At 39.9% G+C, this 26,124-nt stretch carries 17 protein-coding genes; 16 read left to right on the top strand and 1 reads right to left on the bottom strand.

Annotated elements, in window-relative coordinates; all coding sequences use genetic code 11:
• Positions 1-16: 16 nt before the first annotated feature.
• The 13 genes from JL102_RS04375 to ppk1 all read left to right on the top strand — a co-directional run bounded on the left by JL102_RS04375 (position 17) and on the right by ppk1 (position 21,933).
• Positions 17-1,594 carry an NAD(P)/FAD-dependent oxidoreductase gene (locus tag JL102_RS04375; RefSeq protein WP_202243018.1) on the top strand — a complete coding sequence of 526 codons (1,578 nt, stop codon included), beginning with the start codon at positions 17-19 and terminating at the stop codon, positions 1,592-1,594.
• Complete coding sequence (locus JL102_RS04370) at positions 1,591-1,956, top strand: CoA-binding protein (RefSeq protein WP_202243016.1); 366 nt, start codon at positions 1,591-1,593, stop codon at positions 1,954-1,956. Before JL102_RS04375 ends, JL102_RS04370 begins: the two co-directional genes overlap by 4 nt.
• Before the next feature lie 521 nt (positions 1,957-2,477).
• On the top strand, positions 2,478-3,083 hold the full coding sequence (locus JL102_RS04365; protein WP_202243014.1) for an RNA polymerase sigma-70 factor: 606 nt from the start codon (positions 2,478-2,480) through the stop codon (positions 3,081-3,083).
• 81 nt (positions 3,084-3,164) lie between these two features.
• The gene (locus tag JL102_RS04360) at positions 3,165-4,187 is read left to right on the top strand and encodes a FecR family protein (protein WP_202243012.1); all 1,023 of its coding nucleotides are present in this window, start codon (positions 3,165-3,167) and stop codon (positions 4,185-4,187) included.
• A gap of 149 nt (positions 4,188-4,336) precedes the next feature.
• A complete protein-coding gene (locus tag JL102_RS04355; RefSeq protein ID WP_202243010.1) occupies positions 4,337-7,723 on the top strand; it encodes a SusC/RagA family TonB-linked outer membrane protein in 3,387 nt (1,128 codons plus the stop codon).
• An 18-nt stretch (positions 7,724-7,741) separates the two neighbouring features.
• On the top strand, positions 7,742-9,475 hold the full coding sequence (locus tag JL102_RS04350; RefSeq protein ID WP_202243008.1) for a RagB/SusD family nutrient uptake outer membrane protein: 1,734 nt from the start codon (positions 7,742-7,744) through the stop codon (positions 9,473-9,475).
• Positions 9,476-9,500: 25 nt separating this feature from the next.
• Positions 9,501-12,356, top strand: a complete 2,856-nt coding sequence (locus JL102_RS04345) for a SusC/RagA family TonB-linked outer membrane protein (protein WP_202243006.1) — start codon at positions 9,501-9,503, stop codon at positions 12,354-12,356.
• A gap of 19 nt (positions 12,357-12,375) precedes the next feature.
• Positions 12,376-14,058, top strand: coding sequence for a RagB/SusD family nutrient uptake outer membrane protein (locus tag JL102_RS04340; RefSeq protein ID WP_202243004.1), 1,683 nt, complete (start codon positions 12,376-12,378; stop codon positions 14,056-14,058).
• 29 nt (positions 14,059-14,087) lie between these two features.
• Entirely contained in the window at positions 14,088-15,134 is a 1,047-nt protein-coding gene (locus tag JL102_RS04335) for a DUF5013 domain-containing protein (protein ID WP_202243002.1), read from the top strand.
• A gap of 1 nt (position 15,135) precedes the next feature.
• A complete protein-coding gene (locus tag JL102_RS04330; protein WP_202243000.1) occupies positions 15,136-16,008 on the top strand; it encodes a glycoside hydrolase family 16 protein in 873 nt (290 codons plus the stop codon).
• Positions 16,009-16,044: 36 nt separating this feature from the next.
• Positions 16,045-17,202 (top strand): glycoside hydrolase family 43 protein, encoded by a 1,158-nt coding sequence (locus tag JL102_RS04325; protein ID WP_237390387.1) that lies wholly within the window; start codon positions 16,045-16,047, stop codon positions 17,200-17,202.
• Positions 17,203-17,710: 508 nt separating this feature from the next.
• Entirely contained in the window at positions 17,711-19,666 is a 1,956-nt protein-coding gene (gyrB, locus tag JL102_RS04320) for a DNA topoisomerase (ATP-hydrolyzing) subunit B (RefSeq protein ID WP_202242998.1), read from the top strand.
• Positions 19,667-19,731: 65 nt separating this feature from the next.
• Positions 19,732-21,933, top strand: a complete 2,202-nt coding sequence (gene ppk1, locus JL102_RS04315) for a polyphosphate kinase 1 (protein ID WP_202242996.1) — start codon at positions 19,732-19,734, stop codon at positions 21,931-21,933.
• Here ppk1 and JL102_RS04310 read toward each other — a convergent pair.
• Complete coding sequence (locus JL102_RS04310) at positions 21,926-22,825, bottom strand: Ppx/GppA phosphatase family protein (protein WP_202242994.1); 900 nt, start codon at positions 22,823-22,825, stop codon at positions 21,926-21,928. The genes ppk1 and JL102_RS04310 overlap by 8 nt on opposite strands.
• A gap of 96 nt (positions 22,826-22,921) precedes the next feature.
• Here JL102_RS04310 and JL102_RS04305 point away from each other — a divergent pair, with 96 nt between their 5' ends.
• The 3 genes from JL102_RS04305 to JL102_RS04295 all read left to right on the top strand — a co-directional run bounded on the left by JL102_RS04305 (position 22,922) and on the right by JL102_RS04295 (position 26,053).
• Positions 22,922-23,935 (top strand): homocysteine S-methyltransferase family protein, encoded by a 1,014-nt coding sequence (locus JL102_RS04305; RefSeq protein ID WP_202242993.1) that lies wholly within the window; start codon positions 22,922-22,924, stop codon positions 23,933-23,935.
• Between the two features lie 170 nt (positions 23,936-24,105).
• Positions 24,106-24,408: a GIY-YIG nuclease family protein gene (locus tag JL102_RS04300; protein WP_202242982.1), complete on the top strand. Its 303-nt coding sequence runs from the start codon at positions 24,106-24,108 to the stop codon at positions 24,406-24,408.
• A 1,078-nt stretch (positions 24,409-25,486) separates the two neighbouring features.
• Positions 25,487-26,053 (top strand): Crp/Fnr family transcriptional regulator, encoded by a 567-nt coding sequence (locus JL102_RS04295; protein WP_202242979.1) that lies wholly within the window; start codon positions 25,487-25,489, stop codon positions 26,051-26,053.
• Positions 26,054-26,124 lie beyond the last annotated feature (71 nt).

The following is a 26,124-nucleotide window of genomic DNA, read 5'->3' as shown; positions in this document are numbered from 1 at the left end:
ATAAAAACCTTACAACTTGAAAAAGATAGAACTAAAACTGCGTCCTGAGGAGGCATATGATGAAGAAGTATTTCATCAGCTAGCTCAGAAGAAGGTAGGCAAGGGAGCTGCTTACAGAATTGTAAAGAGGTCAGTAGATGCTCGCCAGAGCCAGGTGTGGGTGAGGGTACAGCTAGAACGCTTTCCTAATGAAGCGGCTAAGACCCCATTAATAAGCTACAAGAAATATTACCCTAATGTAGCCTCTCAAAAACAAGTGATTATTGTAGGTGCGGGGCCTGCAGGTCTTTTTGCTGCACTACGGCTTATTGAGCATAACATAAAGCCAATAGTGATAGAAAGAGGAAAAGATGTAAAAGCCAGAAGGCGTGATCTGGCCGCCATCAATAAAGAGCATGTGGTGAATCCTGATTCTAACTATTGCTTTGGAGAAGGAGGGGCTGGTACTTATTCAGACGGAAAGCTTTATACTCGTTCCAAGAAAAGAGGTGATGTACAGCGCATACTGGAAATATTTGTGGCTCATGGTGCCAGGGAGGAAATCTTATATGATGCTCACCCTCATATAGGCACTAATAAACTGCCTAAAATAGTCACTGAGCTTAGAGAAAGTATACTGGCGTCAGGTGGAGAGGTACATTTTGATAGTAAAGTAACTGATTTTATTATTGAAAATGGAGCTCTGACAGGTGTTAAGGTAAATGATGACTCTGCAATAAAGGGAGATGCGGTGATTTTAGCCACTGGTCACTCTGCTCGTGATATTTTTGAGCTTTTGGATGCCACAGGAATAACCATAGAAGAAAAGCCTTTCGCCTTAGGTGTTAGAATAGAACATCCCCAAAATCTGATAGATAGGATACAGTATCATTGTGAAACGGATAGAGGGCCTTATTTACCAGCATCTTCCTATGCTTTGGTTAACCAGGTAGAAACCAATAATGGAAAAAATAGAGGAGTATTCTCTTTTTGTATGTGTCCCGGAGGATTTATAGTACCAGCTGCTACCGCACCGGGAGAGTTGGTAGTTAATGGGATGAGTCCATCAAGAAGGGATTCTAAATATGCTAATTCGGGCATGGTGGTATCAGTAGAGTTAGATGATCTACAGGCTTATAAGCAATATGGTAGATTAGCTGGTCTGCAATTTCAGAAGGAAGTGGAGCAAAAAGCATGTCATATTACTGGAGGAGGGCAAACAGCCCCGGCACAGCGAATGGTGGATTTCGTAGAAGGTAAGGTTTCTACGGCTTTGAATGATACCTCTTATCAACCGGGTCTGATGTCTATGGACATGACACAGGTGTTACCGGAATTTATTGCTAAAAGCCTTAGGAAAAGCTTCAAGGCTTTCGGTAAAAAAATGAAAGGCTATTATACCAATGAAGCTCAAATTATAGGGGTGGAAAGCCGTACTTCCTCCCCTGTGAGAATACCTAGAAACAAAGAAAGCCTGGAGCATGTTTCTTTAAGTAGATTGTACCCGTGTGGTGAAGGGGCTGGTTATGCCGGAGGCATAGTTTCTGCAGCCATGGACGGGGAGCGCTGCGCAGAAGCGGTGCTAATGAAATACTTAAATAAGCAAATATTATGAAGAAGACAGCTATAATTGGAGCTACTACTAATACTTCTCGTTATGCATATGCAGCGGCAGAGAGGCTAACTTCTCACGGACATGAAATAGTGCCAATAGGAATTAAGAAAGGCGAAGTACAAGGTGAGGAAATTTTAAATTTGCGAGAGAAGCCAAAAGTAGAAGGACTAGATACGGTAACCATGTACATAGGGCCTCAAAACCAACCTGAATGGTATGATTATATCTTAAGCCTGGAGCCTAAGCGTATTATTTTTAATCCAGGTACAGAAAATGAAGAGTTCGAAAAACTGGCTAAAGATAAAGGTGTGCAAACAGAAAGGGCTTGTACCTTAGTTATGCTAAGTGTAGGTAATTATTGAAAGCTGATTATTTTTCACCCTTCTAAAAATTAGATTAATAAACTATATACAGAGAATATAATCTGTATACTTTATCTCATACAATCATCGTCATCTCCCAGCTTTCAGCGAGGATGACGATGATTTTTTCTTTATATAGTAGAGGCTGATAATCAGACAGTAAAGACCATAGAAATAAAAAAATCTTCCTGCCTTAAAATAACTCAAGAGACCTGATGTCACTTCGGAATCTTTAATAAAACCTCTCAAAAAGTATCCTGCCCAGCCGTTTCTGGCATCGATTTCTTCTGTTCATATACTTTTAACTTTTTATTAATTGAAAGTTAAATTGACTCCTTTCTAAAATTTCCCCACTCATTTTAGGTTTAAATTTCAGTTAATTATGATATGATTTTGATGGATGATAGGATAATATTGACTGGTTTCGTTTTCGACTTGAATTAATTGTTAATTTTTAATTAATTACCAGGCGTTTCAGTCTGATTTCATACTGAAAGTACTCAACTGCAACCTTATAATTAATGCCTGAACAAAACCTTTACATCAATTCTTTACTACAAAAAATAAACAATGACAGCTGCCAGCAATCATTCAGAAGGCTATTTGATATTTATCATGCCCAGTTACTACAATATGCGGGTTTCCTTACAGGTAATAGAGAAATTGCTGAGGAGGTGGTCTCTGAAGTTTTTGTGTATCTGTGGAAAAATAGGTTAACGATAAATGAAATCAGAAAAATTAATAGTTTTTTATATCTGAAAACTAAACACCTTTCTATAGACCATCTTCGTAAGGTAAAAGACTTATCCTGCATTTCAATAGATCAGGCTTCGGTGTTGCAAATAAAAGATATGGCTAATCCTGAGGGAAAGTTGATTCATAAGGAATGGTTATTAGAATTAGAAAGAGTGATTAATGCACTGCCAGAGCGCTGCCAGCTGATATATCGGCTTATAAAGGAGGAGGGGATGAAGTATGAGGAGGCGGCTTCTTTTCTGGATGTTTCAAAAAAAACTGTTGAAAATCAAATGGGCATAGCTACCAAGCGCTTGCGAGAGGCAATGAAATCATACTTGGCCTTTGAGGATAAAAAGCAACTGAGCAAGTTCTATTATTTCTTCTTTTAGAAAAAAAAGTTAAAAATATGCTAAGTCGTTTGGGGGTATTTACTACAGCTCCCGTCCTAAGTATAATTCAGAGAGAATTCTATGCACCAGGACTACGACGATATCGATATTTTAATAAGCAAATATTTTGCAGGCGAAGCTAGTATACATGAAATCCGACAATTAATATCCTGGATTAATGAGTCTGGTGAAAATAGGAAGCTTTATCATCAACTTAAATACTTGTGGGAAGAAACTGAAATCACATCAGTATCAGAAGATGGGGATAGGCTTTTTAGTAAAATAACTGATAAGCTAGAAGAACGTGAAAGTGAAAAGCCCAAGGTTGTGCCCATTTACAGGTATAAAAGAAGAAACCATAATAGAACATGGTATGTCGCAGCTGCCGTGTCTATGCTGATAGCTGTCTCTTTATTTTTGATTTTAGATAAAAAGGAAACCCGCCTTAAAGAAGAGTGTTATGAAAGGTATACTACAAAGAGCGGACAAAAGAGTAAGATTCAACTTCCTGATGGATCAGTAGTATGGCTTAATTCTGATTCTGAGCTTCAATATCTTAATAATTTTCAAAAAAATAGGGAGGTGACCCTTTCGGGAGAGGCATTCTTTGAGGTTACAGAAGATAAAAAGCATCCTTTCAAGGTTAAAACCAGTGCTCTTACCACGGAGGTACTCGGTACTTCTTTTAATATCAAATCATTTCCAAAAGAAGCAACGGTAGAAGTAGCTCTGGTTACAGGAAGGGTGAAAATTATTGAGGCTACTGAAAACAAGGATTATGTGCTTACTCCTGGTTTTCAACTTACTTTAAATAAAACAGATAAGGCTATTTTAAAAACGAGTTTTAATCAGCAACAGATTATGAGCTGGAAGGAAGGGGTCATCTATTTTAAAGATGACAACCTGGAGGCTGTAATAAAAACTCTTGAAAGGTGGTATGGTGTCAATATCCACGTGAGTGGAAGAATACCTGATGATTTTAAGGTCTCAGGACACTATGATGGTAATGATTATCTCAGCAATATTTTCAATTCAATTAAATATAGTAAAGACTTTGAATATAAAATTAATGGTAAACATGTAGATATAACCTTTAACCCCTGAGCTATGAAATACCCTAGAAATAAGCCATAAAAACCTGCGACTCAGTAGTCACAGGTTTATACGCTGATTAAAATAAAGCACCGCCAAGTAACCTATTTTAATCGGCTAGTTTTTAAAGTTTCTAATCATTAAAAACCAACTCAAATATAATGAATAAAAGATGTTTAGTAAATATTCATGGTTTTACTAAATACTTTTTCATAGGATGTCTGCTCTCATGCTTCACCACTGTTTTCTGCTTTGCGTATGGTAATAAAATACAGCAGGTAAAGAGTGTCAAGGAAGTGTCAGTAGAGCTGGCATTTGATGATAACACCTTAGTGGAAGTATTTAATAAACTAGAAGGAGCTACCACTTTCAAATTCTCTTACTTTTCTGATTTAGATGTGAAGTCTCGCTTCACAATGAGGAAAAAGAGGGTGATGGTAGCTGATATCCTTTTGAAAATAGCGCTACGTAACCATGTCTCCTTCAGGCAGGTAAACAACAATATTACGGTTTATAAAAGTGAACCCTCTAAAAACAATATCGAGGTGATTATAGCTGACAGAAAGATCAGTGGGGTTATTACTGATGACAATGGTGACCCTCTTCCCGGTGTTTCTATTCAAATAAAAGGCACCACCAAAGGCACCATTAGTGATGTAGATGGTAGTTATTCTCTTACTGTACCTGATGATCAGACTGTGCTGGTATTTAGCTTTATAGGCATGCACACTCAGGAGATGGCTGTGGGTAATCGCACTGTAATAGATATTTCTTTGAAATCGGCTACTCAGTCATTAGAAGAGCTAGTGATAGTAGGTTATGGTAGTCAGAAGAAAGAAACACTCACAGGTTCGGTGGCCAGTATAAAAACGCGTGAACTGGTACAGTCTCCGGTTTCTAATATTAGTAATTCTCTGGTAGGCCGTATGCCGGGGCTTATAGCCATGCAGTCTAGTGGGGAGCCAGGTTATGATCAGTCTACGCTAAAGATACGAGGAATTAGTACGCTCAATGGTGGTTCAGAGTCAGATCCGCTGATATTAGTAGATGGTGTGCCTCGGAATTTTAATCAGATAGATCCTAATGAAATAGAAACGGTCACCATTCTTAAAGATGCTTCGGCTACAGCCGTATTTGGAGTGAGAGGTGCTAATGGTGTGGTTATGATTACTACTAAAACAGGAGTGGCAGGCAAGCCGCAGATCAGCTATACCTCCAACTTCGGTTTTCAAACGCCTACACAGCTGCCTGAAATGCTTAATAGCTATGAATATGCTAAGTTGCATAATGAAGCGAGTGAGAATATGGGACAAACTCCTTATTTCTCTCAACAAGATATAGACCTATATAAAAGTGGTGAAGATCCATACTTTCACCCTAGTGTTGATTGGTTTGATTTTGTGCTTAAGGATTTTTCATTTCAGCAAAGTCATAATTTTAATGTGAGAGGAGGTAGTGATAAGACCAAGTACTTTATCAGTCTCGGCTATTTTGATCAGAATGGAGCTTATGATGTCGAAGATATTCAAGACTCTTTCTCTGCCAATCCACGCTACAAACGCTATAATTTAAGGTCGAATTTTGATATTGATTTTAATGATAATTTTAGTGGTTCAGTAAAACTGGGAGGTCAGTTTACTGACTCTAATTACCCTGGTTATGGGGCAGGAGAGATATTTTTCAGAATACTGAATTCTAATCCTATCATGAACCCCGGTATCATAGATGGTAAACTTATCTCAGGTGTAGAAGGCTTGCCTTCTAGTTCTGGTAATCCTGTGGGGGCCATAGTAAACAACGGATATCAAAAAAACTTCACCAGTACCCTTACCGCTAACGTAGGCTTAGAGCATAAGCTTAATTTTATTACTAAAGGGTTAAAAGTGAGAGGTATGGTAGCTTATGATAATTATTATACCCACAATGTAAGGCGTAACAAGGCTATGGATACCTACCGAATCATTAAAGATCCGGATGACCCTACAAACCCCATTTTTATATTTGAAGGCAACGCAGCTCCTTTCTCATTCAGCGAAAGCTATGGTAGAAATCGAAGGGTTTATTCAGAGTATGCCTTGGAGTATAATCGTGAGTTTGGTGATCATACAGTTAGTGGTCTTGCACTTTATATGCAAGAGAAGTATACCGCTCCCGGGCAGGAATATAATGTGCCTAGAGGATACCAAGGGCTGGTAGGTCGCGTAACTTATAATTATAAGTCTAAATATCTCACTGAGGTAAATATGGGCTATAATGGTTCAGAAAATTTCCCGGAAGGATCTCGCTTTGGGTTCTTTCCTTCTTTTTCTGTGGGTTGGGTGCTTACAGAAGAGGGCTTTATGCCAGACTCTGAATTACTCTCCTTTTTAAAAATTAGGGCCTCTTATGGAGAGGTGGGGAATGACAAAATTGGAGGTGCTCGCTTTTTGTACCTTCCTTCTGTGTATTATACCAATTCAGGAGGTTATCACTTTGGTGATCAGGAAGGCGGCTCTTACCAGTTTTACTCAGGGGCGCGAGAAGGTAGATTGGGTAATTCTAATGTTACCTGGGAGAGGGCAAAAAAAACGGATATAGGCCTGGAATCTAGCTTTTTTGGAGATAAACTGGTGATAAACGCAGATTACTTTATAGAGCGCCGAGATAATATCTTAGCTTATTTGGGCACCGTTCCGCTAACCGTTCAGGCAGAATTACCACCTTATAATATTGGTAAGGTAGAAAATAAAGGTTTTGAAGTAGAAGTCAACTATAATAATCATATAGGCCTTTTCAAATATTGGGTTAAGAGTAATTACTCCTTCGCGAAAAATAAAATCAAATATATGGATGAGCCTGAAAGAGCCTATGAGTGGCTTCAAAGGACAGGGCATTCTGTAGGTCAGTACTGGGGGTTAGAAAGTGATGGCATTTATAATACTGAAGAAGAGTTGAAAAATGCACCTACGTCTTCTTACACTTCGCAGCTTCGACCCGGAGATATTCGATATGTTGATCAAAATGGAGATGGTGTTATAGATGATTATGATGCCGTACCTATAGGATTCTCCAGGTTGCCTCAGATTGTTTACGGTTTATCTTTTGGCTTTGAGTTTAAAGGGTGGGACTTTTCTGTGCTATTTCAGGGAGCAGAAAGAACCTCTACTTATATAGATCAAATGGCGGCCTGGGCTTTTGATACTGACTGGAGAAATGCTACCACCAAACACTTGGAGCGCTGGACTCCCGAACGTTATGCCGCGGGTGAAAAAATTACTTATCCCAGGGTGCAGCTTTCTCCTACTCCCGGAGATCATAATTACAAAGCCTCTGACTATTGGCTTAAAGATGCCAGCTACCTAAGGCTTAAAAATGCCGAGATAGCCTATAGTTTTAAACCGGCTTCTTTTGCTAAGCTGGGTATAGAGCGGGTGAGGGTTTTTGCTAATGGTAATAACCTCATTACCTGGTCTGAAATGGACACTTACGATCCGGAAGCACCTGAAGGAAGAGGGGAGTTCTACCCCCAAATGAAGGTCTACAATGTAGGGTTAAACGTACAATTCTAAACGCTCAATAGTCTCATTATGAATAAATTATATACAAATAGAATCGTATGGTTATTTAGTGTACTAATGCTCTTAACACAGGTAGCTTGTGATGACGATTTTTTGGAGAAGCCGGAGAGTAACGATGTTACCAAAGATGAAATCTTTTCAGAAAGAATTAAAGCAATGCCCTTTTTATGGGAGACTTACAGAACATGCGTACCACTGGGCTTCCCTTATCAGTGGGATAGACATAATGGTATGTACGCTTCCATGATGGTAGGCGCTTGTGATGAGGGTGATGTAACTGCTTCATGGACAGGATCTAATAACCATAATGTAGGAAATGTTACTCCAGGATATAATGGAGAAGATGAGTTTAATCAGCACTTTAAGGGTATAAGAAATGCTAATATCTTTATCGAAAATGTAGATCAGGTGTCAGATATTCCCGATGGAGAAAAACAGCAGATGAAGGCAGAAGCCAGGGTGCTAAGAGCCCTGCAGGTTTTTGATCTTATTATTCGCTATGGAGGAGTACCTATAATTACTACTGTACTTAGCGCTGAAGGCGACATGTATTTGCCTAGAGACTCTTATGAAGACTGTGTTAATTTTATAGTTAGCGAATGCGATGCTGCCAGTGCTATTTTGCCTGATGATTATCCTTCTAACTACACAGGAAGGGTGACTAAAGGAGTGGCGCTTGCTTTAAAAGCACGTACGCTGCTGTACGCTGCTAGCCCGCTTTATAACACGGCTACTCCATACTTATCAGAAAACAGATCTCTAACGGGCTACGAGTCTTATGATGAAGGCAGATGGAAGCTGGCTGCTGAGGCTAACGAAGCGTTACTCAACTGGGCAGATCAGCAGGGGTATCACCTGATAGAAGAATTTGGTGATCCGGCTGAGAATTATAAAGAAGCCATTGAAACTCCTCAAAATGAAGAGATCATTTTTGCTAATCAAATGAATGGCTGGTGGTCTACAGGCTATCTGTTTTTTCAGGCGGTAATGCCTACGGGTATCTACACCGGCTGGTATGGCCACGGCATTACTTTAGAGCATGCTTCTAAATACTATACTGTAGACGGTGAAGATCAAACCTGGCCGGAAACTGGTCCAAGATCAGAGTTTTTAGAGAAAATGCAAGCTATGGAGCCTCGCTTTCAGTACTCGGTGATGTATTCTGGTAGTGCTTTTAACGATAACATTGGCGTAGTAAACTTTTACAAACGTAACGATGGATCATGGTCTACTAATGCCCCGGTAAACGGCGTAGGCTATATGAAAAAGTTCATCACTAAAGCCAGTTCCTCAGGAGGACAGTTTAACTGGACAATCTTTCGTCTAGCCGAGTTTTATCTCAACTATGCTGAGGCTTTGAATGAATCAGCTCCGATGAATGCCCGTGCGTATGAAGCCGTAAACGTGATAAGAAGACGAGCAGGTATACCTGAAATATCAGCGGCTGATCCTAGATATAATACCCAAGATAAGCTAAGAGAGGCTATTAGAAGAGAAAGAGCCATTGAGCTGGCCTTTGAAGAGCATAGGTTTTTTGATGTGAGAAGGTGGATGATAGCTGATCAGGAAGGGGTGATGAGAGGCGATATGCATGGGTTGAACCTGTATGAACAGGAAGACGGAAGCTTCATCTATAAAAAAGAGGCCTTTGAAGAGCGGGTATGGCTGAATAAGTTATACCTATATCCATTCCCGCAAACAGAAATAGATAAAGGTTACATCGTGCAAAATCCAGGATGGTAATTGCTTCACTAAAACTTGAGATCTAATGAAAATCATATTAAAAAACATATTAAAATTCATGGGTTTTGTGGCGTGTAGCTCCATAGGTATAGCAGCCTATGCTCAGGATACACCATCTGACACCCTGGATCTAATTAAAGAAGAAAAGATAGGTTCACAGCTTGTACCTGTGGCTTATGGTGTAAAAGAAAGGCGGGCTATTAACGGTGCCGTAGCTTACCTTGATGGTGTCGAAATGAGTAAGACACTGACGCCAACGCTAAGCAATACACTTTATGGTCGTATCCCGGGCCTTACAGTAATGCAAGGCAGCGGTGAGCCGGGGTATGATTCTCCCTCTATGCTTATAAGGGGCTTGGGAACGTATAACGACAATGGCTTCTTGGTGCTGGTAGATGGTTTTGAAGCTTCTTTTGACCAACTTTCTGTAGAGGAAATAGAAAGTGTAGTAGTGCTAAAAGATGCAGCTTCTCTGGCATTATATGGTATAAGAGGCGCTAACGGGGCTTTACTGATCACTACGAAGAGAGGAAAGCAGCAAAAGGCCAAAATAACTTTTAATGCACGCTATGGGTGGCAAAAGCCTACCCGTTTGCCGGAGTTTTTAGGGGCTTACGACTATGCAAGGCTATATAATGAAGCGGCAATAAACGATGGCTTGGAGGCTCCTTATTCTGATGAAGACCTGGAGGCCTACCAAAGCGGGGCTGATCCTTACCTGCACCCAGATGTTAATTGGTATGATGAAGTGCTGAAAGAGTCTGCTCCTATCAGTGAGTACAATGTATCATTCAACGGTGGTAATGACAATATGAAGTATTTTGTGTTGTTAGGCCATATGCGAAATGAAGGCTTATATGCTAATACTGATAAGGAAAGAAAGATTAATTCCAATGCAGATTTCAGAAGGTATAATTTCAGAACTAATATTGATGTAAAACTTTCAGATGCAGTACATGGCTCTCTTGATTTAGGAGGTAGAATAGAAGATCGTTCATTCCCGAATTTTAATGGCCCTTCTTTATGGCAAAATATGGCTCGCTACCCTGCTAATGCTTATCCTGTCATTAACCCAGATGGCTCATGGGGAGGTAACTCGGTTTACCCTGATAACCCTGTAGCGTCTATCATTGACAGAGGTTATACTTCCAGCCATGATAGAAACCTGATGGCTACCATTAGGCTGTCAGAAAAATTAGATTTTATTACAAAAGGCCTCACATTTCATCAGGCACTGTCAGATAACAACTGGCATAGAGGTAATTATAATAAAACTAAGAGCTATGCTTACTCTGAGCTAACCATAGGGCAAAGTAATGATGGAAGAGACTCCCTCATTTACGTTACGCATGGTACTGAAACAGACTTTTCTGTAGGAGATGGCAGTGGTTCAGATTCTTATAACTATAATGACCAGTATAACCGTATGAACGTTCAGCTGGCATTGGATTATAACCGTAGGTGGAATGATAATGGTATCTACGCACTGGTCATGTATCATCAGGATGTTTACACCATAAGTGGTAATAATGTGCCTGCGGCGCAGCAAAGTATTATGGGGCGTATTAGCTATGACTACAAAGAAAAATACTATGCTGAGCTGGCCTATTCATATAGTGGATCAGAGAATTTCCCTAAAGGACACCGTTTTGGGTTTTTCCCTGCCTTATCATTAGGGTGGATCATGTCTGAAGAAGATTTCTTGAAAGATAAATCGGCATTAAGCTTTCTTAAGCTGAGAGCTTCTGCCGGTCTGGTGGGAAATGACAGGCTAATAGGTAACAGGTTCGCTTATTCGCATGATTTCTTCTATTCTGGCAATTACTATTTTGGGCCCAATGTAACGGGTAATGGCGCAGTGGTGGAAGGTACTATTGGTAACTCTGATATTACCTGGGAGAAGTCTATGCAGATGAACTTTGGCGTAGACGGCCAGTTTTTTGATAAATCATTCGGAGTGACTTTAGACCTGTTTTATGAAAAAAGACACGATGTACTGGCTAGTGCTAATGCCACAGTGCCTGATTACCTTGGTGTAGATGCACCTTATGAAAATGTAGGTAAGGTAAATAATCGAGGAATCGAGCTGGATATTAATTATCAGAATTCTATTGGAGATTTTAACTATTACGTGGGGCTTACTGGCTTTTACACTAAGAATAAAATCATAGAGATGAATGAAGTGGTAAGAGCCGAAGACTACCTCTATCGTACAGGGCACCCTATCAATGCTTACTTCGGGTTAGAGGCTGATGGTTTTTATCAAACTGCTGATTTCGATGCACAGGGAGATCTGGTAGAAGGCTTACCTGTTTCCACTTTTGCTCCTGTACAGCCAGGAGATATCAAGTATAAAGACCTTAATAATGATGGGCTGATTGATCAGAATGATGAGACTTTTATAGGAGATCCTAATGCTCCGGCTCTAACCTACAGTTTACAGCTGGGGGCCGAGTATAAAGGCTTCTATGCTCAGGTGTTTTTTCATGGTATTGGAGAAAGATCAGTTTACTTAAACGGAGCTTATTTTTGGGCCTTGGTAGATGAAAATAATATCGGAACCAATGCTCTGGGCCGCTGGACACCCGAAAATGCTGACAAGGCTACTTACCCTCGCTTAACTACTCAGCCTAACGAAAATAACTACAGACTTTCCAGTTTTTGGCTTAAGTCAGGCAAAGTTCTAAGGCTAAGAAATGTGGAGGTGGGTTACAGCCTGCCAAAGCACTGGCTGGAGGGAGTAAAGATCAATAGCGCTCGAATTTATGCCAGCGGTGTTAATTTGTTTACCTGGGATGATGTGGATCGTCTTGACCCGGAGAATCTGGGAGGGTATCCTGTCTTAAAATCGTTTAGTCTGGGTGCCAGACTGGAGTTTTAATTATTAAAAATACCATCTGATGAGAATATTCATATCAATTTTAACAATACTGGCCGCTATGTTGGCCATAATGTCTTGTGAAGATAATTTTCTGGATCGTAAAATAGATACCAATTATACTGAAGAGCAGGTTTTTGCTAACTACAACACGATGCGTGATTTTGGAATAGGCATTTATACCTACCTGCCTGCTGGTTTCAATAGAATTAATGGGGCCATGCTGGCAGCAGCTACTGATGATGCTGTGCATTCTGGTACTGGCACAGATATTCAAAGTCTTACCAATGGAAGCTGGGGACCTTTTAACAACCCTGATGATCATTGGGCGCATTTCTATTCAGGCATAAGAAAAGCTAATTTATTTCTGGAAAACACAGTAAAATATCAAACCACCCTTTATAGAGATACCATCACTGATGAGGGGCGGAATGATTATAGAAATCAGACCAATGATATACGTTGGTTAAGAGCTGAAGCGCGCGTGCTAAGAGCTTTCTTTTATTTTGAACTGATAAAGAGGTATGGAGGAGTACCTTTAATTACCGAAACTTTAGAAGTAAATAATGATTATAATATTTCTCGCAGCACTTTCGATGACTGCATGAGTTTCATAACCTCAGAGATTGATGCTGCCGAAGAAGGTTTGCGACTTACTTGGGCAGGCTTTGAAGATGATAAGAACATAGGGAGAGCTAATTGGGGGGTAGCCCTTGCATTGAAGGCCAGAGCATTGCTCTACTTTGCGAGTCCTTTACATAATAAAAGTAATGATGTAGCCAGGTGGAAAGCCGCAGCTAGTGCTGCTCATGATCTTATTGATTTGAATCAATATAATTTAGCGGCTGACTATGAGGGGCTGTTCCGGGCTATTATTAATGATGAGATAATATTTGCTCGCAGGTACCCAGGTAGCAACAGTTTAGAGAGGTCTAATTATCCTGTAGGTTTTGAAGGAGCAGTAGGAGGCACTAATCCCACGCAGGATTTAGTGAACGCTTATCAAACTACCAATGGATTATCTATAGAGGAAGACCCTGCCTATGACCCGCAAAATCCTTATGAAAATCGTGATCCTCGGCTCACTATGACCATCATAGTGAATGACTCTGATTATAAAAACAGAGCAGTAGAAACTTTTGATGGAGGTAAAGATGGGCCTGATAAACCCAGAGGTAGTCGCACAGGCTATTATTTGAAAAAGTATTCCGATGAGGGGCTTGACCTGCTTCAGAATACCACTTCTGTCCATACTTGGATATACTTTCGCTATGCCGAAGTGCTTTTAAACTATGCTGAAGCTATGAATGAAGCCTATGGGCCTGATGATAATGCAGGCTTTTCTATGACAGCCCGTGAGGCATTAAATACAGTTAGACATAGAACTAGCGTAAATATGCCTGAGGTACTGGTAGCCAATAAGGAGGCTTTTAGAGAAGCTCTAAGAAATGAGCGGCGTGTGGAGTTAGCCTTTGAAGAACATAGGTTTTGGGATGTGAGGAGGTGGAAAATAGCAGAAAAAACTATAGGTACACCTGTTCATGGCGTAGATATTGAAGCTATGGGTAATGGTCAGTTCTTATATAAATACCCAGAAGCACCGGTAGAGGATCGGGTGTTTGAGTCGCAAATGTATTTGTATCCTTTACCTCAAAGTGAAATTATAAAAACCTCAGGATCATTGGATCAGACTGATGGTTGGTAATTTGTTTCATCTCAGAAATCAAAATTGTAATGAAAAATCTTATTAATGGAATATGTATCATGATGCTGTTATTTCTTGCAGTATCCTGTGCTGATGATGAGGTATCACTTCCTGAAGTGGAAAGCACTGTCGTAGATGTGGGTATTCGTTTTGGAGGCACGCAGCTAAACATTCCTGAGCAGAGAAATTTCTCTGTAAATCCAGACCAGACTTTGTTTACCGTTCCTTTGGGTATAACTCTCTCTACAGTGTCAATGGAGGCTTTTGAAGTAGAGGTCTCTGTGAATAATGAAAGAGTGAATCAGCTCATAGCTAATGGTGAGCTGGGAGATGCTGTTTTGCTGCCAGCTTCTAAATACACTATCCCTGCTCAGGTGAATGTTCAGGCTAATACTATTTCAGCGCCATTACCTTTAGTGCTGGATTTTGATGTGCTTACTGAATATCAGGATGAAAACCTGGCCCTGGCTGTGCAGATAGATCGCATAAGTAAGCATACACTGGTGTCAGAAAAAAGCACTGTAGTCATATTTATTGATGCGGATCAGGCGTATACTCAAAGCCAGCTAGGAGAGGTAACGGAGCAATTTTTAACTAACACAGGTTATCCGTTTATTTCTACTGATCGTGTGTATGCAGGTGCCAGATGGGGTAATTTGGATGGCTGGCAAGCGAATGAGGCAGCCATGAGTCATGATGGTTATGGAGGTTTTAACTCCGACGCCGGAGGCACCTTTGGGTTGGAGTCTGGCTGGGGTTCACCTACTATTCCTAATGGTAAGGTCTACCAGGTCACTACTCTGCCAGAAGGCAATTATGTGCTGCAAGTAGCTGAATGGGAGTGGGATGGTATTAAGGATGACCCTGCTTATTTTGTAGTGAATATAGGAGATAACCTCCCAGATGTTGATAACCTTGAAGCAGAAGCTCTCAACTATGTGCCTCTCTCGAAAGGAGCCATAGAATTTACCCTTCATGAAGAAACCGAAGTGTCCTTAGGGGTGGTGGTTAACTTTGTGCAAGATGTGGGGCAAGGCTTTAAAATCAAAAAACTAACCCTAACCAGATCGCTATAATATGACTTTGTTTTTTAGAAGTCGCTGGTTTTTCCTGGTGTTTTTAGTATTGACGGGCTTTATGCTGGCCTGCAAAAGTAACAAGCCTGAAAGTATCAAAGAGGAAAACGGATATAGACTTGTTTGGAGTGATGAGTTTAATGATGATGGCAAGCCCGACTCTGCTAACTGGTCATATGAATACGGTTTTGTGAGAAACCAAGAGCTACAGTGGTATCAGCCGGAAAATGCTTTGTGTGATAAGGGGAGTCTCATTATCACGGCAAGGCAAGAAGCAGTGGCTAATGATGACTATGATCCATCTTCTAACAATTGGAAATTGAACAGAAGGCAAGCGGATTACACCTCTGCTTGCCTTCATTCCAGAGGAAAAGTTACCTTTAAGTATGGTATGCTAGAGGTGAGGGCTAAAATAGATACTACACAAGGTCTTTGGCCTGCTATCTGGACGTTAGGGGAAGAAAAACCATGGCCCTCAAATGGAGAGGTAGACCTCATGGAATTTTACCGATCTGAGCAGCGGCCTGTAATCATGGCTAATGCTGCCTGGGGAGATCATTGGAGTGATGTGAAATGGGATAGTGAAAAACTACCTCTCAAGCATTTTACTGATCAAAAAAGCAGTTGGGTTAATAGTTATCATATCTGGAAAATGATATGGACCAATCAAGCCATAAAACTCTACTTGGATGATGAATTGCTTAATGAAATTGATATTACTAAAACCCTAAATTCTGATGGCTATAATCCTTTTCATCAGCCTCATTATATTCTTCTTAATTTGGCGGTAGGCTCTAACGGAGGCGAACCTCAGCTTTGGAAAGAACCTAAAATTTACCAGGTAGACTATGTTCGCGTTTATGCCAAAATCTAACTATAAATCCTTTTTTAAACTTCAGATATTGAAAATATGCTAACTAATTTTCTTAATCATAAGGCAGGTTTATGTGTAATCATAATCATGGCTCTTTTTATATCTTTTGAGAGTTTTAGTCAAACCAAATACAAAGCTTTTCATCCAGGAGAACTGTGGCTAGATGACCATGGCGATCATATTAATGCCCATGGAGGAGGCCTTCTGTATCATAAGGGAACCTATTATTGGTTCGGAGAAAACAAAGGTAAGGATAGCAATAATGCTTTTGTAGGAATAATGTGTTACTCATCAAAAGACCTGTATAACTGGAAGAGAGAAGCGGTCGCCCTTCCTGTAAGCACAGATCCTGACTCAGAGATTACGGCTGGCAGCATTATGGAGCGCCCTAAGGTGATATATAATAAAAAGACCAAGAAGTTTGTAATGTGGTTTCACTTGGAGCTCAAAGGCCAGGGCTATGCAGCAGCTCGCACCGGCGTAGCTGTTAGTGATAAACCGACCGGGCCTTATCAATATAAAAAGTCCTATCGCCCTAATGCAGGACAATGGCCAGAGAATTTTGAAGAGGAATGGAAAGACAGGCCTGTCACTACTGAAGCCGATTGGTGGACTGAGCCGTGGAGAAATGAGGTAAAAGAAGGCCTGTTTGTTCGGCGTGACTTTGATAAAGGTCAAATGTCTCGCGACATGACCCTCTTTGTAGATGACAACGGCAAGGCCTATCATATCCACTCAGCAGAAGAGAACTTAACATTGCATATTTCAGAGTTATCAGACGATTATTTATCCTTCACAGGAAGGTATATTACCCTGGCTCCCGCAGGCCACAACGAAGCGCCTGCTATATTTAAGCAAGGTGAAATGTATTATCTGATCACTTCAGGTTGTACCGGATGGGATCCTAATGCGGCTCGCTCATTTAAATCATCTTCTATATGGGGGCCGTGGGAATATTTAGGCAATCCGGCGCAAGGGGAGCATGCAGACCTGACGTTCTATTCTCAGAGTACCTATATTTTGCCAGTACAAGGCAAGAAAAATGCTTTTATTTATATGGGAGATAGGTGGAGGCCTAAAGATCCTATTGATGGCCGGTATATTTGGTTACCGGTGCTTATGGAAAATGGTAAGCCTGTGATTAAATGGTTTGATGAATGGGACTTAAGTATATTCGAAAAAGAGATGCATTAAGATAAAAAATATGAGAAGGTTAGGAGCTTGTGTTCCTCTAGGGCACCTCTTCTGCAAAGCAGGAGAGGTGCTTTTGTTTTAGATCCATTAGAAAAAAGGATTAATATGTTAATTAATTTAATTTGACAGAAAATAGCAACTGATAAAAGTATTTTCAGGATACTATTTAAATATGATGGGAATAGACTTATACTCATTTTAAATATATTGCTGATTATCAGTGCGTAATGTTCTTGTTTTAGGTGCTTTGTTTGACTATATTTCATCTTTTCTTTTATGATGTTAAACGGCATTCGATCCGAAATTTATTCTTGAATTTTATTTTTTCAAGCTGAGGCCATGGCTTTTAATTAAACCTATAAAAGCCTGAAAAAAATGATATAAAATTGTAGTTTTGAGGGAGATTCGGGGAAGTCTTTAGTGTGCTTTACACGAGAGGTATTCCTTGGTAAGAAATTGATGGTTTTCATTATATTGGAGCTGATTTTTTAAGGAATTTATTTTACAAATGAGCGATAACAAAGAACAAAAGAAAGAGTACTCAGCTGGTAATATTCAGGTGCTTGAGGGGCTTGAGGCCGTAAGGAAAAGGCCAGCCATGTATATCGGAGATGTGGGTATAAAAGGTTTACACCACCTGATCTGGGAGGTAGTAGATAACTCTATCGATGAGGCGCTTGCCGGCTATTGCGATGAAATATTTGTTACCATAAATGAAGATAATAGTATTACCGTATCAGATAATGGTAGGGGTATTCCTACTGATTTTCATGAGAAAGAACAGAAATCTGCACTAGAGGTAGTAATGACTGTACTTCATGCAGGGGGTAAATTCGATAAAGATACTTACAAAGTGTCAGGAGGTCTTCATGGTGTGGGGGTTTCTTGTGTGAATGCTCTGTCTACTGATCTAAAAGCTACCGTACATAGAAATGGTGTTATATACGAGCAGTCATACAAAATAGGAGTACCTCAGGGGCCTGTAAAAGAAATAGGTAAAACTGATAAGAACGGTACTATCATACAGTTTAAGCCTGATGAGAGCATCTTCACGGCGAAAGTATATAATTTTGAAACCGTTGCTTCAAGGCTAAGAGAGTTATCATTCCTTAATGCAGGTATTAAAATTAACCTTGAAGACCTTAGAGAGCAGGAAGAGGATGGCTCTAACAAAAAGAGTGTTTTCCATTCTGAAGGTGGTCTGCAAGAGTTTGTTGCCTTTTTAGATAGTACCCGAGAGGCACTTATTCCTGAACCTATCTTTATGGATAGCGAAAAAGGTGAAACTCCTGTACAGGTGGCTATGAGTTACAACACCTCATTTAGTGAAAATGTGGTTTCTTATGTAAATAACATTAATACCATAGAAGGAGGTACCCACGTAGCAGGTTTCCGTAGAGCACTTACCAGAACACTAAAGTCTTATGCTGATAAGTCTGGGTTGCTTGATAAGGTAAAGGTAGATATTAGTGGTGATGACTTTAGAGAAGGTCTTACTGCTGTAATCTCGGTTAAAGTAGCGGAGCCTCAGTTTGAAGGACAGACCAAAACTAAACTAGGTAACTCAGATGTAAGTGGAGCGGTAGATACTGTAGTGGGTGAGATGCTTAATAACTTTCTTGAAGAAAACCCGAAGGAGGCTAAGCAGATCGTACAAAAAGTGGTTATTGCAGCACAAGCCAGACATGCAGCTCGAAAAGCTCGTGAAATGGTGCAGCGTAAAAATGTGCTCAGCGGAACAGGTTTGCCTGGTAAGCTTGCCGACTGCTCTGATAAAGATCCTAATGTGTGTGAACTATACTTGGTGGAGGGTGACTCTGCGGGTGGTTCTGCCAAGCAAGGGCGTGATAGAAACTTTCAGGCGATTTTGCCATTGAGAGGTAAAATTCTTAACGTAGAGAAAGCTCAGGAGCATAGAATTTACGAAAACGAAGAGATAAAAAATATTTTAACAGCGTTAGGCGTTTCCATAGGAACGGAAGAAGATGATAAGGCGCTGAATATGGAAAAATTAAGATATCATAAGATCATAATCATGACGGATGCTGATATTGATGGAAGTCACATCAGAACCTTGATTTTGACTTTATTTTTCCGTTATATGCATGAACTTATTGAAAGTGGATATGTGTATATTGCATTACCTCCGCTATATTTATTGAAGAAAGGAAAAGATGAGCGCTATTGCTGGACAGAGGAAGAGAGGATGAGATTAGTGCAAGATATGGCTAAAGATGGCAAAGAGGAATCTGTGGGAGTACAACGCTACAAAGGTTTGGGAGAGATGAACCCTGAGCAGCTTTGGACTACTACTATGGACCCTGAGCATAGAAGCTTGAAGAAAGTGACTATTGAATCAGCAGCAGAGGCAGATCACCTCTTTTCAATGCTTATGGGAGATGAAGTAGCTCCTAGAAGAGAATTTATTGAGAGAAATGCAAAATACGCTAACGTAGACGTATAAATTCAAGAACAATATCAAATCAAAAGGGTTTCAAGATATTGGAGCCCTTTTGTGTTTTATAGACTATGGTAATATCAGAAAAAATAAAAAAACAGATAGATCAAAGTGACTATATCAGCCGTGATTTGAGCTGGATAAACTTTAATTACAGAGTGCTTGATCAGGCCAAAAGTACTGATAAAAGCATTATTGAACGTCTGAAATTTTTAGCTATTACAGCCTCTAATCTTGATGAGTTTTTCACCATCAGGGTGGGTAGTTTGTATAACTATCTGGATTACCATAAACACAGAATAGACTATTCTGGCCTAAGAGAGTTGCCTTTTCGTAAGGTATTACTCACTAGGGCTAAGCAGCTGGCAGAGCAACAGCAAGACCTGTTTCTCAATGAGCTCATGCCAGACTTTGAAAAGCACGGCTTTTCAATTCGTATGTATAAACACCTGAACACACAGGAAAAAGCGAGGGTGGTGGAGTTTTTTGAAAGCACCATTTATCCTATGCTTACGCCAATGGTATATGATAGCTATCATACTTTCCCTATTTTGGGAGCACTCAGATTTGTGTTAGGGGTAGTAACTCGTAGCGTGGAAGATGGGGTGGATAATAAGAAGCTTAGCTTTATTCAGGTACCTGTTAATCTGCCTCGTTTTTATGAAATAGAGAAAGAAGATAAGATATATTTTGTGCCTATTGAAGATATTATCAGAAATAACGCAGATTACCTTTTCAGGAATGTTAAAATACAATCCATTAACTTGTTTAGAATTACCAGAAATGGTGATTTTACACTGGAGGAAAGTGATGATATAGAGGCCAACTTCTTGGAAGAGCTGAAGCAAAAGCTTAAAACTCGGCGTACAGGCCGGGTGGTGCGTCTCGAGGTATTTGGGCGACCAGATTCATGGATGCTGAAGGTGCTTAAAGAGCGTTGGGATATTGATGATGATAATATTTTCAGAACTAAGAAAAAAGGTCTTATAGATTTTACAGGCTTATGGCAGATAGTAGGCCATAGGCACTTTAAAGATATGCTTACCGAAATGCCTAATATGGTTCCTCCTGTAAGCTATCCTGAGATCAGCAATGATAATATTTTTGAAGTGCTGAAACATCGTGATGTGCTCCTCCATCATCCTTATAATGGGATGGAGCCCGTGCTTAACTTGTTGGAGCATGCAGCGGAAGATCCCGGTGTATTGGCTATTAAAATTACTATTTACAGGCTGGCTAAAGATAGCCGTGTTACAGCGGCACTGTTAAAAGCAGCAGAGAACAGTAAGCACGTTTCTGTTCTTTTTGAGGTAAAGGCAAGGTTTGATGAAGAGAACAACCTCAGAGAAGCACAGCGTTTGCAAAAAGCTGGCTGTTTTGTGATTTATGGTTTCAGTAGCTATAAAACACATACAAAGTTACTTTTAATAGTGCGTAAGGAAGGCGAGAGAGTAACGCGCTATGTGCACCTTTCTAGTGGTAACTATAATGAATCTACTTCTAAGTTGTATACTGATTTAGGCTTGCTTACTACCAATGATGTGCTGGCTCATGATGTGTCCGAATTCTTTAACGTAATCACCGGACATAGTATGCCTGATAAATATCAAAACTTAATTACTGCACCTCGCGAGATGAAGCCGCAGTTGATAAAAATGATACGAGCTGAGGCAGAAAATGCCAGAAATGGATTGCCGTCAGGTATAGTTATAAAAATCAACTCCCTGCAAGATAATGATGCTATAGAAGAGCTTTATCTGGCTTCGCAAGCAGGCGTGCCTATTAAGCTCATTGTGCGTGGTATGTGCTGCTTAAGGCCAGGAAGACCCGGACTCAGTGAAAATATTCAGGTGTTATCTATTGTAGGTCAATACCTTGAACATAGCCGCATTTATTACTTTCATAATAAAGGTGAATCTCAAGTGTATGTAGGCAGTGCTGATATGATGGTCCGCAGCTTTGAGAGAAGGTTGGAATCTTTGTTTATGATTACTGATAACCTTTTGAAAAGGCAGGTGATAAACATTCTTCAGTATAACCTTAAAGATAATGTGAATAGCTACCTTATGCGTGAGGATGGCTCCTATGTACGGAAGATAGCAGGTAATGAGCCTCCTTTTAACATACACAAGGAGTTTTATAATGTGCATAAAGAAAATCTGCAGGATCTTGATTTAACTTTTGAAACAGAACCTGAGGTAGAAGAAGAGCCTGTGGTAACAGAAAATGGTCAGATGCATGACCAAGAGGAGGTGAAGAGTGATCTTAACTAAACTTGATCTTCTCTTTTACCGTATTTCGCTCATATAAATACTGCATTATACCATCTTTCAGTCCTACGGCCGGAACTATAATATTGTGAGCTCCGGCCCACTCCATTACTGCTATGTAAATGTCAGACGCAGGAATAATTACATCGGCACGATCAGGGTTAAGTTGCAGGTCGTTGATCCGCTCTTCCATTGTCATATCGCGGATGTATTTCTGAACTTCCTTCACCTTAGCTAAAGACATTTTATCACCCTCTGCTTTTTCTGCCAGATCAAATATTTTGTTGATATTGCCTCCGGTACCCACGGCGGTGATGGGTGTTTTGCTATCGGCTACTTTTTCTTTTATCCATTTGCTCATGTTTTTCCATATTACCGGAGAGTCATTATGCTCCAGCCTTCTTACTGAGCCGATCTTAAAAGAGCGAGAGGCTATTTTTTTGCCTCCTTTTAAAAGGTTAAGTTCAGTGCTTCCACCTCCCACGTCTATATGTATGTAGCTTTTCTTTTTATCCAGAAAAGAGCTGATGGCATTATTAATTAAAAGGGCTTCTTTTACACCATCTATAATCTTAATCTTTAAATCCAGCTCTTCCTGCACTTCTTTGATAATATCTGCTCCATTTTTTGCTTCACGCATGGCACTGGTAGCGCAAGCCATATAATCATTCACCTCATATAAATCCAACAGGATTTTAAAGGCTCGCATGAGCTTTTTGAACTTAGATTTTTTTGCTGCACTAATGGTTCCGCTATTAAACACATCCTGTCCTAAACGGAGAGGGAAACGTACATATTCCAGCTTTTTAAAATGAAGCTGGCCCTTACTTGTAATGGTGGTAGTTACCTGTAATCTAATGGCATTGGAGCCAATGTCTATAGCGGCTAGTTTCAATATGTTTTAAAGTTTAAATTAAAGATTATAGAATTTAAAATTATAACTTTGAATAATCAATACGGTCTTAAAGTTATTAAAAGTAAAGTTTGCACCATGGATATAACAAAATTATTAGCTAAAAAGATACTGATTCTGGATGGAGCTATGGGTACCATGATACAAAAACATACCCTTACAGAAGAAGATTTTCGTGGTGATTATCTGAAGGATCATGAGTTTGATCTTAAGGGTAATAATGATCTATTATCTATCACCAGGCCAGAAATAATCAAAGATATCCATAAGCAGTACTTTGCTGCCGGAGCTGATATAGCAGAAACCAATACCTTTAGTGGTACTACTATAGCTCAGGCTGATTATCATTTGGGTGAGGAGGTAGTATATCAGATTAACTATCAATCTGCCTTACTAGCTCGTGAAGCCGCTGATGAATTTACTCAGGCAGAGCCGGAGAAACCGCGCTTTGTAGCAGGCTCTATTGGCCCAACTAACAGAACGGCATCCATATCCCCTGATGTGAATAATCCGGGATACAGAGCCATAACCTTCGAAGAGCTGGCTTCAGCCTATAAATTTCAGGCTAAAGCCCTTTTAGATGGAGGGGTAGATATGTTTTTAGTGGAAACCGTTTTTGATACTTTAAATGCAAAAGCTGCTTTATTTGGTATAGCTGAGCTGTTTAATGAAATAGGTAGAGAATTGCCAGTGATGGTATCAGGCACTATTACCGATGCCAGTGGTAGAACGCTTTCCGGACAGACCACCCATGCTTTCCTGATTTCTATAGAGCATATGCCATTATTGAGCGTAGGGCTCAACTGTGCGCTTGGAGCTAAAGATCTGAGGCCGTACTTACAGGTACTGAATAAAGAAGCACCATTCTTTGTAAGTGCCCACCCTAATGCTGGTTTACCTAATGAATTCGGACAGTATGATCAGTCACCAGAAGATATGGCTGATCAGATAGAAGAGTTTTTACAAGAAGGCCTTATCAATATTATTGGCGGATGCTGTGGCACCACCCCAGAGCATATAAACGCTATCGCCAACGTGGCCGCTAAGTATGCACCCAGAAAGCTTAAGCAAGAACTGGAAGCTGCAGAGTGAGTCTCTTTAAAAGAGACGGTTTCTTTAAAAAATGACGTCATCCCGGCCGCAATGAAGTGTAGAGCCGGGATCTCACCGCTCAGTTAGCACTATCCGATCAGCGAGATTCCTGATATCCTTCCGCTGTGCTCCATGATTCAGGAATGACGTTTTTTTAGTTAAATTTAGTAATGATAGCTAAAGGAGGATACGTATACATCGTTAGTAATAAAATCCGATCAGTATTATATACTGGTGTTACAGCTAATCTTTCTGCTCGTTCGTGGGAACATAAAAATGGAGAAGGCTCCTTCTTTACCAAAAAGTATAAATGCACAGATATTATATATTATGAGTTTTTCCCTGATATAGAATCTGCTATTACTAGGGAAAAACAGCTAAAAAAATGGAAACGGGATTGGAAACTAGAGTTGATTCGAAAATTTAATCCTACACTTAAAGATCTATATGAAGAGGTTGAAGATATGAAATGAGTCAATCAAAAGTAGACGTCATCCCGGCCGCAATGAAGTGTAGAGCCGGGATCTCACCGCTCAGTTAGCAGTATCAGATCAGCGAGATTCCTGATATCCTTCCGCTTCACTTCAGGATTCAGGAATGACGTTTTTTTGCAAACCTTCAATTAAATGAATAGATGTCTCCTTTGCTACCAATGGCACTATAAGCAAATAGTACGTAATATGAAAAGGTCAACATAGTTGAGATTTATTTAAATCATGAATCCGTGCCGATCGTCTACATTTCGACACGGCTCAATGTGACTCGGCTGTGGTTTCATCTTGCTGTACTGTCGTGAGATGAAATAATATAGAAAAACAGGCTTTTCTCAAGTCCTTAGTGGCAGTTTATGACTATGAAAAGCTTCAGTGAGCGGAAGACCTCACAGCAAGAAAGAGTTTTTTGTTACTTTTTTGATCGATTGCAAAAAAGTAAGTAACCTCGGCTATGGAACGTAAAGATTAGATAATCTAAGTTGGCTGCTATTTGAAAAGTCTAACTTAAAAGAATTGATGGATGCATCTTTTCTAACCCATGATATGTCATTCTTCTTGGTGCGATTGAAACAAATGTTAGGTCTCTACATGACCCCGGATTTTTTGAGTTGGTTTATGATAAAAGAAAAAAGGTACTTATTGCTCAATAAGGGATTAGTCATAACTCCATAGCGTCATCCCGGCCGCAACGAAGTGTAGAGCCGGGATCTCACCGCTCAGTTGGCCGTATCAGATCAGCGAGATTCCTGATATCCTTCCGCTGCGCTTCATGATTCAGGAATGACGGTTTTTTGTTGCTTTTTTGATCGATTTCAAAAAAGTATGGGACTTAAGGAGTAAAATGTAGACCGTAGATTCTCTTGTCAAGAGGCTTTTTGCAAAGCTTCTATTAAATGAATACATAGATGTCTCCTTTCGTCGACATGACCCCGGATTTTCAGTTCATATCAATAAAAAAATTCTGAGAAGATACCATTGACGAAGTAGTAATTCATAACCCATTTTGGTAGTTTGGCGTTCTTATTAATTCATAATAAATATTACGCATTCGGAAGAAATGAAGCAGTTGATAGATTATATTTTGCAGTATGGGCACCTAAATGAAGAGCAAATTAATTTTGTTATACAAAGATCAAAGGTGATAAGTCTGCAAAAAGATGAATGCTTTTCTCAACCAGGTAAAATACCCAGACAGGTTGGTTTTGTGCTCGAAGGCGTTTTTCGAGGGCATTATTATACAAATGATGGAGAAGATGTAACTCGTTGTTTTATAGGCGAAAATAGTCTTATGGTGGATTATGTCAACTTTGAAGCACAGACAGTTGCTACTGAATATTTACAAGCCTGTACAGACGCGCAGCTTATAGTTTTTTCTAAGCAAAGCTGGGATGAGCTTTCTGAGAAAATTGAAAGCTGGGATAATATTAAAAACAAAATGGTACAACTATGCATGTATCAAAAATCAAGAACAGGGCCGGTAGTATCTCAAGATGCCACTACCCGATATTTGGAGTTTATTAACAACTACCCTACACTGATCAATCGTGTTCCTTTAACATACATAGCCTCATACCTTGGGGTTACACAGCAATCTCTAAGCAGAATAAGAAAAAATATTCATTAGTGCTTTTTACCATATGGTAAAACAGCTGTTCCATAATTGGCTAATCTTTGCTTCATAAATATAAAAATAGA

Origin of the sequence: Fulvivirga sediminis (assembly GCF_016757215.1) — a bacterium.
Classification (GTDB): Bacteria; Bacteroidota; Bacteroidia; order Cytophagales; family Cyclobacteriaceae; genus Fulvivirga; species Fulvivirga sediminis.
The sequence above is the reverse complement of the archived record's forward strand: the minus strand, read 5'-3'. Positions and strand labels throughout refer to the sequence as shown.

Coding starts and splice junctions, on each gene's coding strand:
- JL102_RS04370 (WP_202243016.1), top strand. CDS start 1,591: ATGAAGAAGACAGCTATAATTGGAGCTACTACTAATACTTCTCGTTAT.
- JL102_RS04365 (WP_202243014.1), top strand. CDS start 2,478: ATGCCTGAACAAAACCTTTACATCAATTCTTTACTACAAAAAATAAAC.
- JL102_RS04360 (WP_202243012.1), top strand. CDS start 3,165: ATGCACCAGGACTACGACGATATCGATATTTTAATAAGCAAATATTTT.
- JL102_RS04355 (WP_202243010.1), top strand. CDS start 4,337: ATGAATAAAAGATGTTTAGTAAATATTCATGGTTTTACTAAATACTTT.
- JL102_RS04350 (WP_202243008.1), top strand. CDS start 7,742: ATGAATAAATTATATACAAATAGAATCGTATGGTTATTTAGTGTACTA.
- JL102_RS04345 (WP_202243006.1), top strand. CDS start 9,501: ATGAAAATCATATTAAAAAACATATTAAAATTCATGGGTTTTGTGGCG.
- JL102_RS04340 (WP_202243004.1), top strand. CDS start 12,376: ATGAGAATATTCATATCAATTTTAACAATACTGGCCGCTATGTTGGCC.
- JL102_RS04335 (WP_202243002.1), top strand. CDS start 14,088: ATGAAAAATCTTATTAATGGAATATGTATCATGATGCTGTTATTTCTT.
- JL102_RS04330 (WP_202243000.1), top strand. CDS start 15,136: ATGACTTTGTTTTTTAGAAGTCGCTGGTTTTTCCTGGTGTTTTTAGTA.
- JL102_RS04325 (WP_237390387.1), top strand. CDS start 16,045: ATGCTAACTAATTTTCTTAATCATAAGGCAGGTTTATGTGTAATCATA.
- gyrB (WP_202242998.1), top strand. CDS start 17,711: ATGAGCGATAACAAAGAACAAAAGAAAGAGTACTCAGCTGGTAATATT.
- ppk1 (WP_202242996.1), top strand. CDS start 19,732: ATGGTAATATCAGAAAAAATAAAAAAACAGATAGATCAAAGTGACTAT.
- JL102_RS04305 (WP_202242993.1), top strand. CDS start 22,922: ATGGATATAACAAAATTATTAGCTAAAAAGATACTGATTCTGGATGGA.
- JL102_RS04300 (WP_202242982.1), top strand. CDS start 24,106: ATGATAGCTAAAGGAGGATACGTATACATCGTTAGTAATAAAATCCGA.
- JL102_RS04295 (WP_202242979.1), top strand. CDS start 25,487: ATGAAGCAGTTGATAGATTATATTTTGCAGTATGGGCACCTAAATGAA.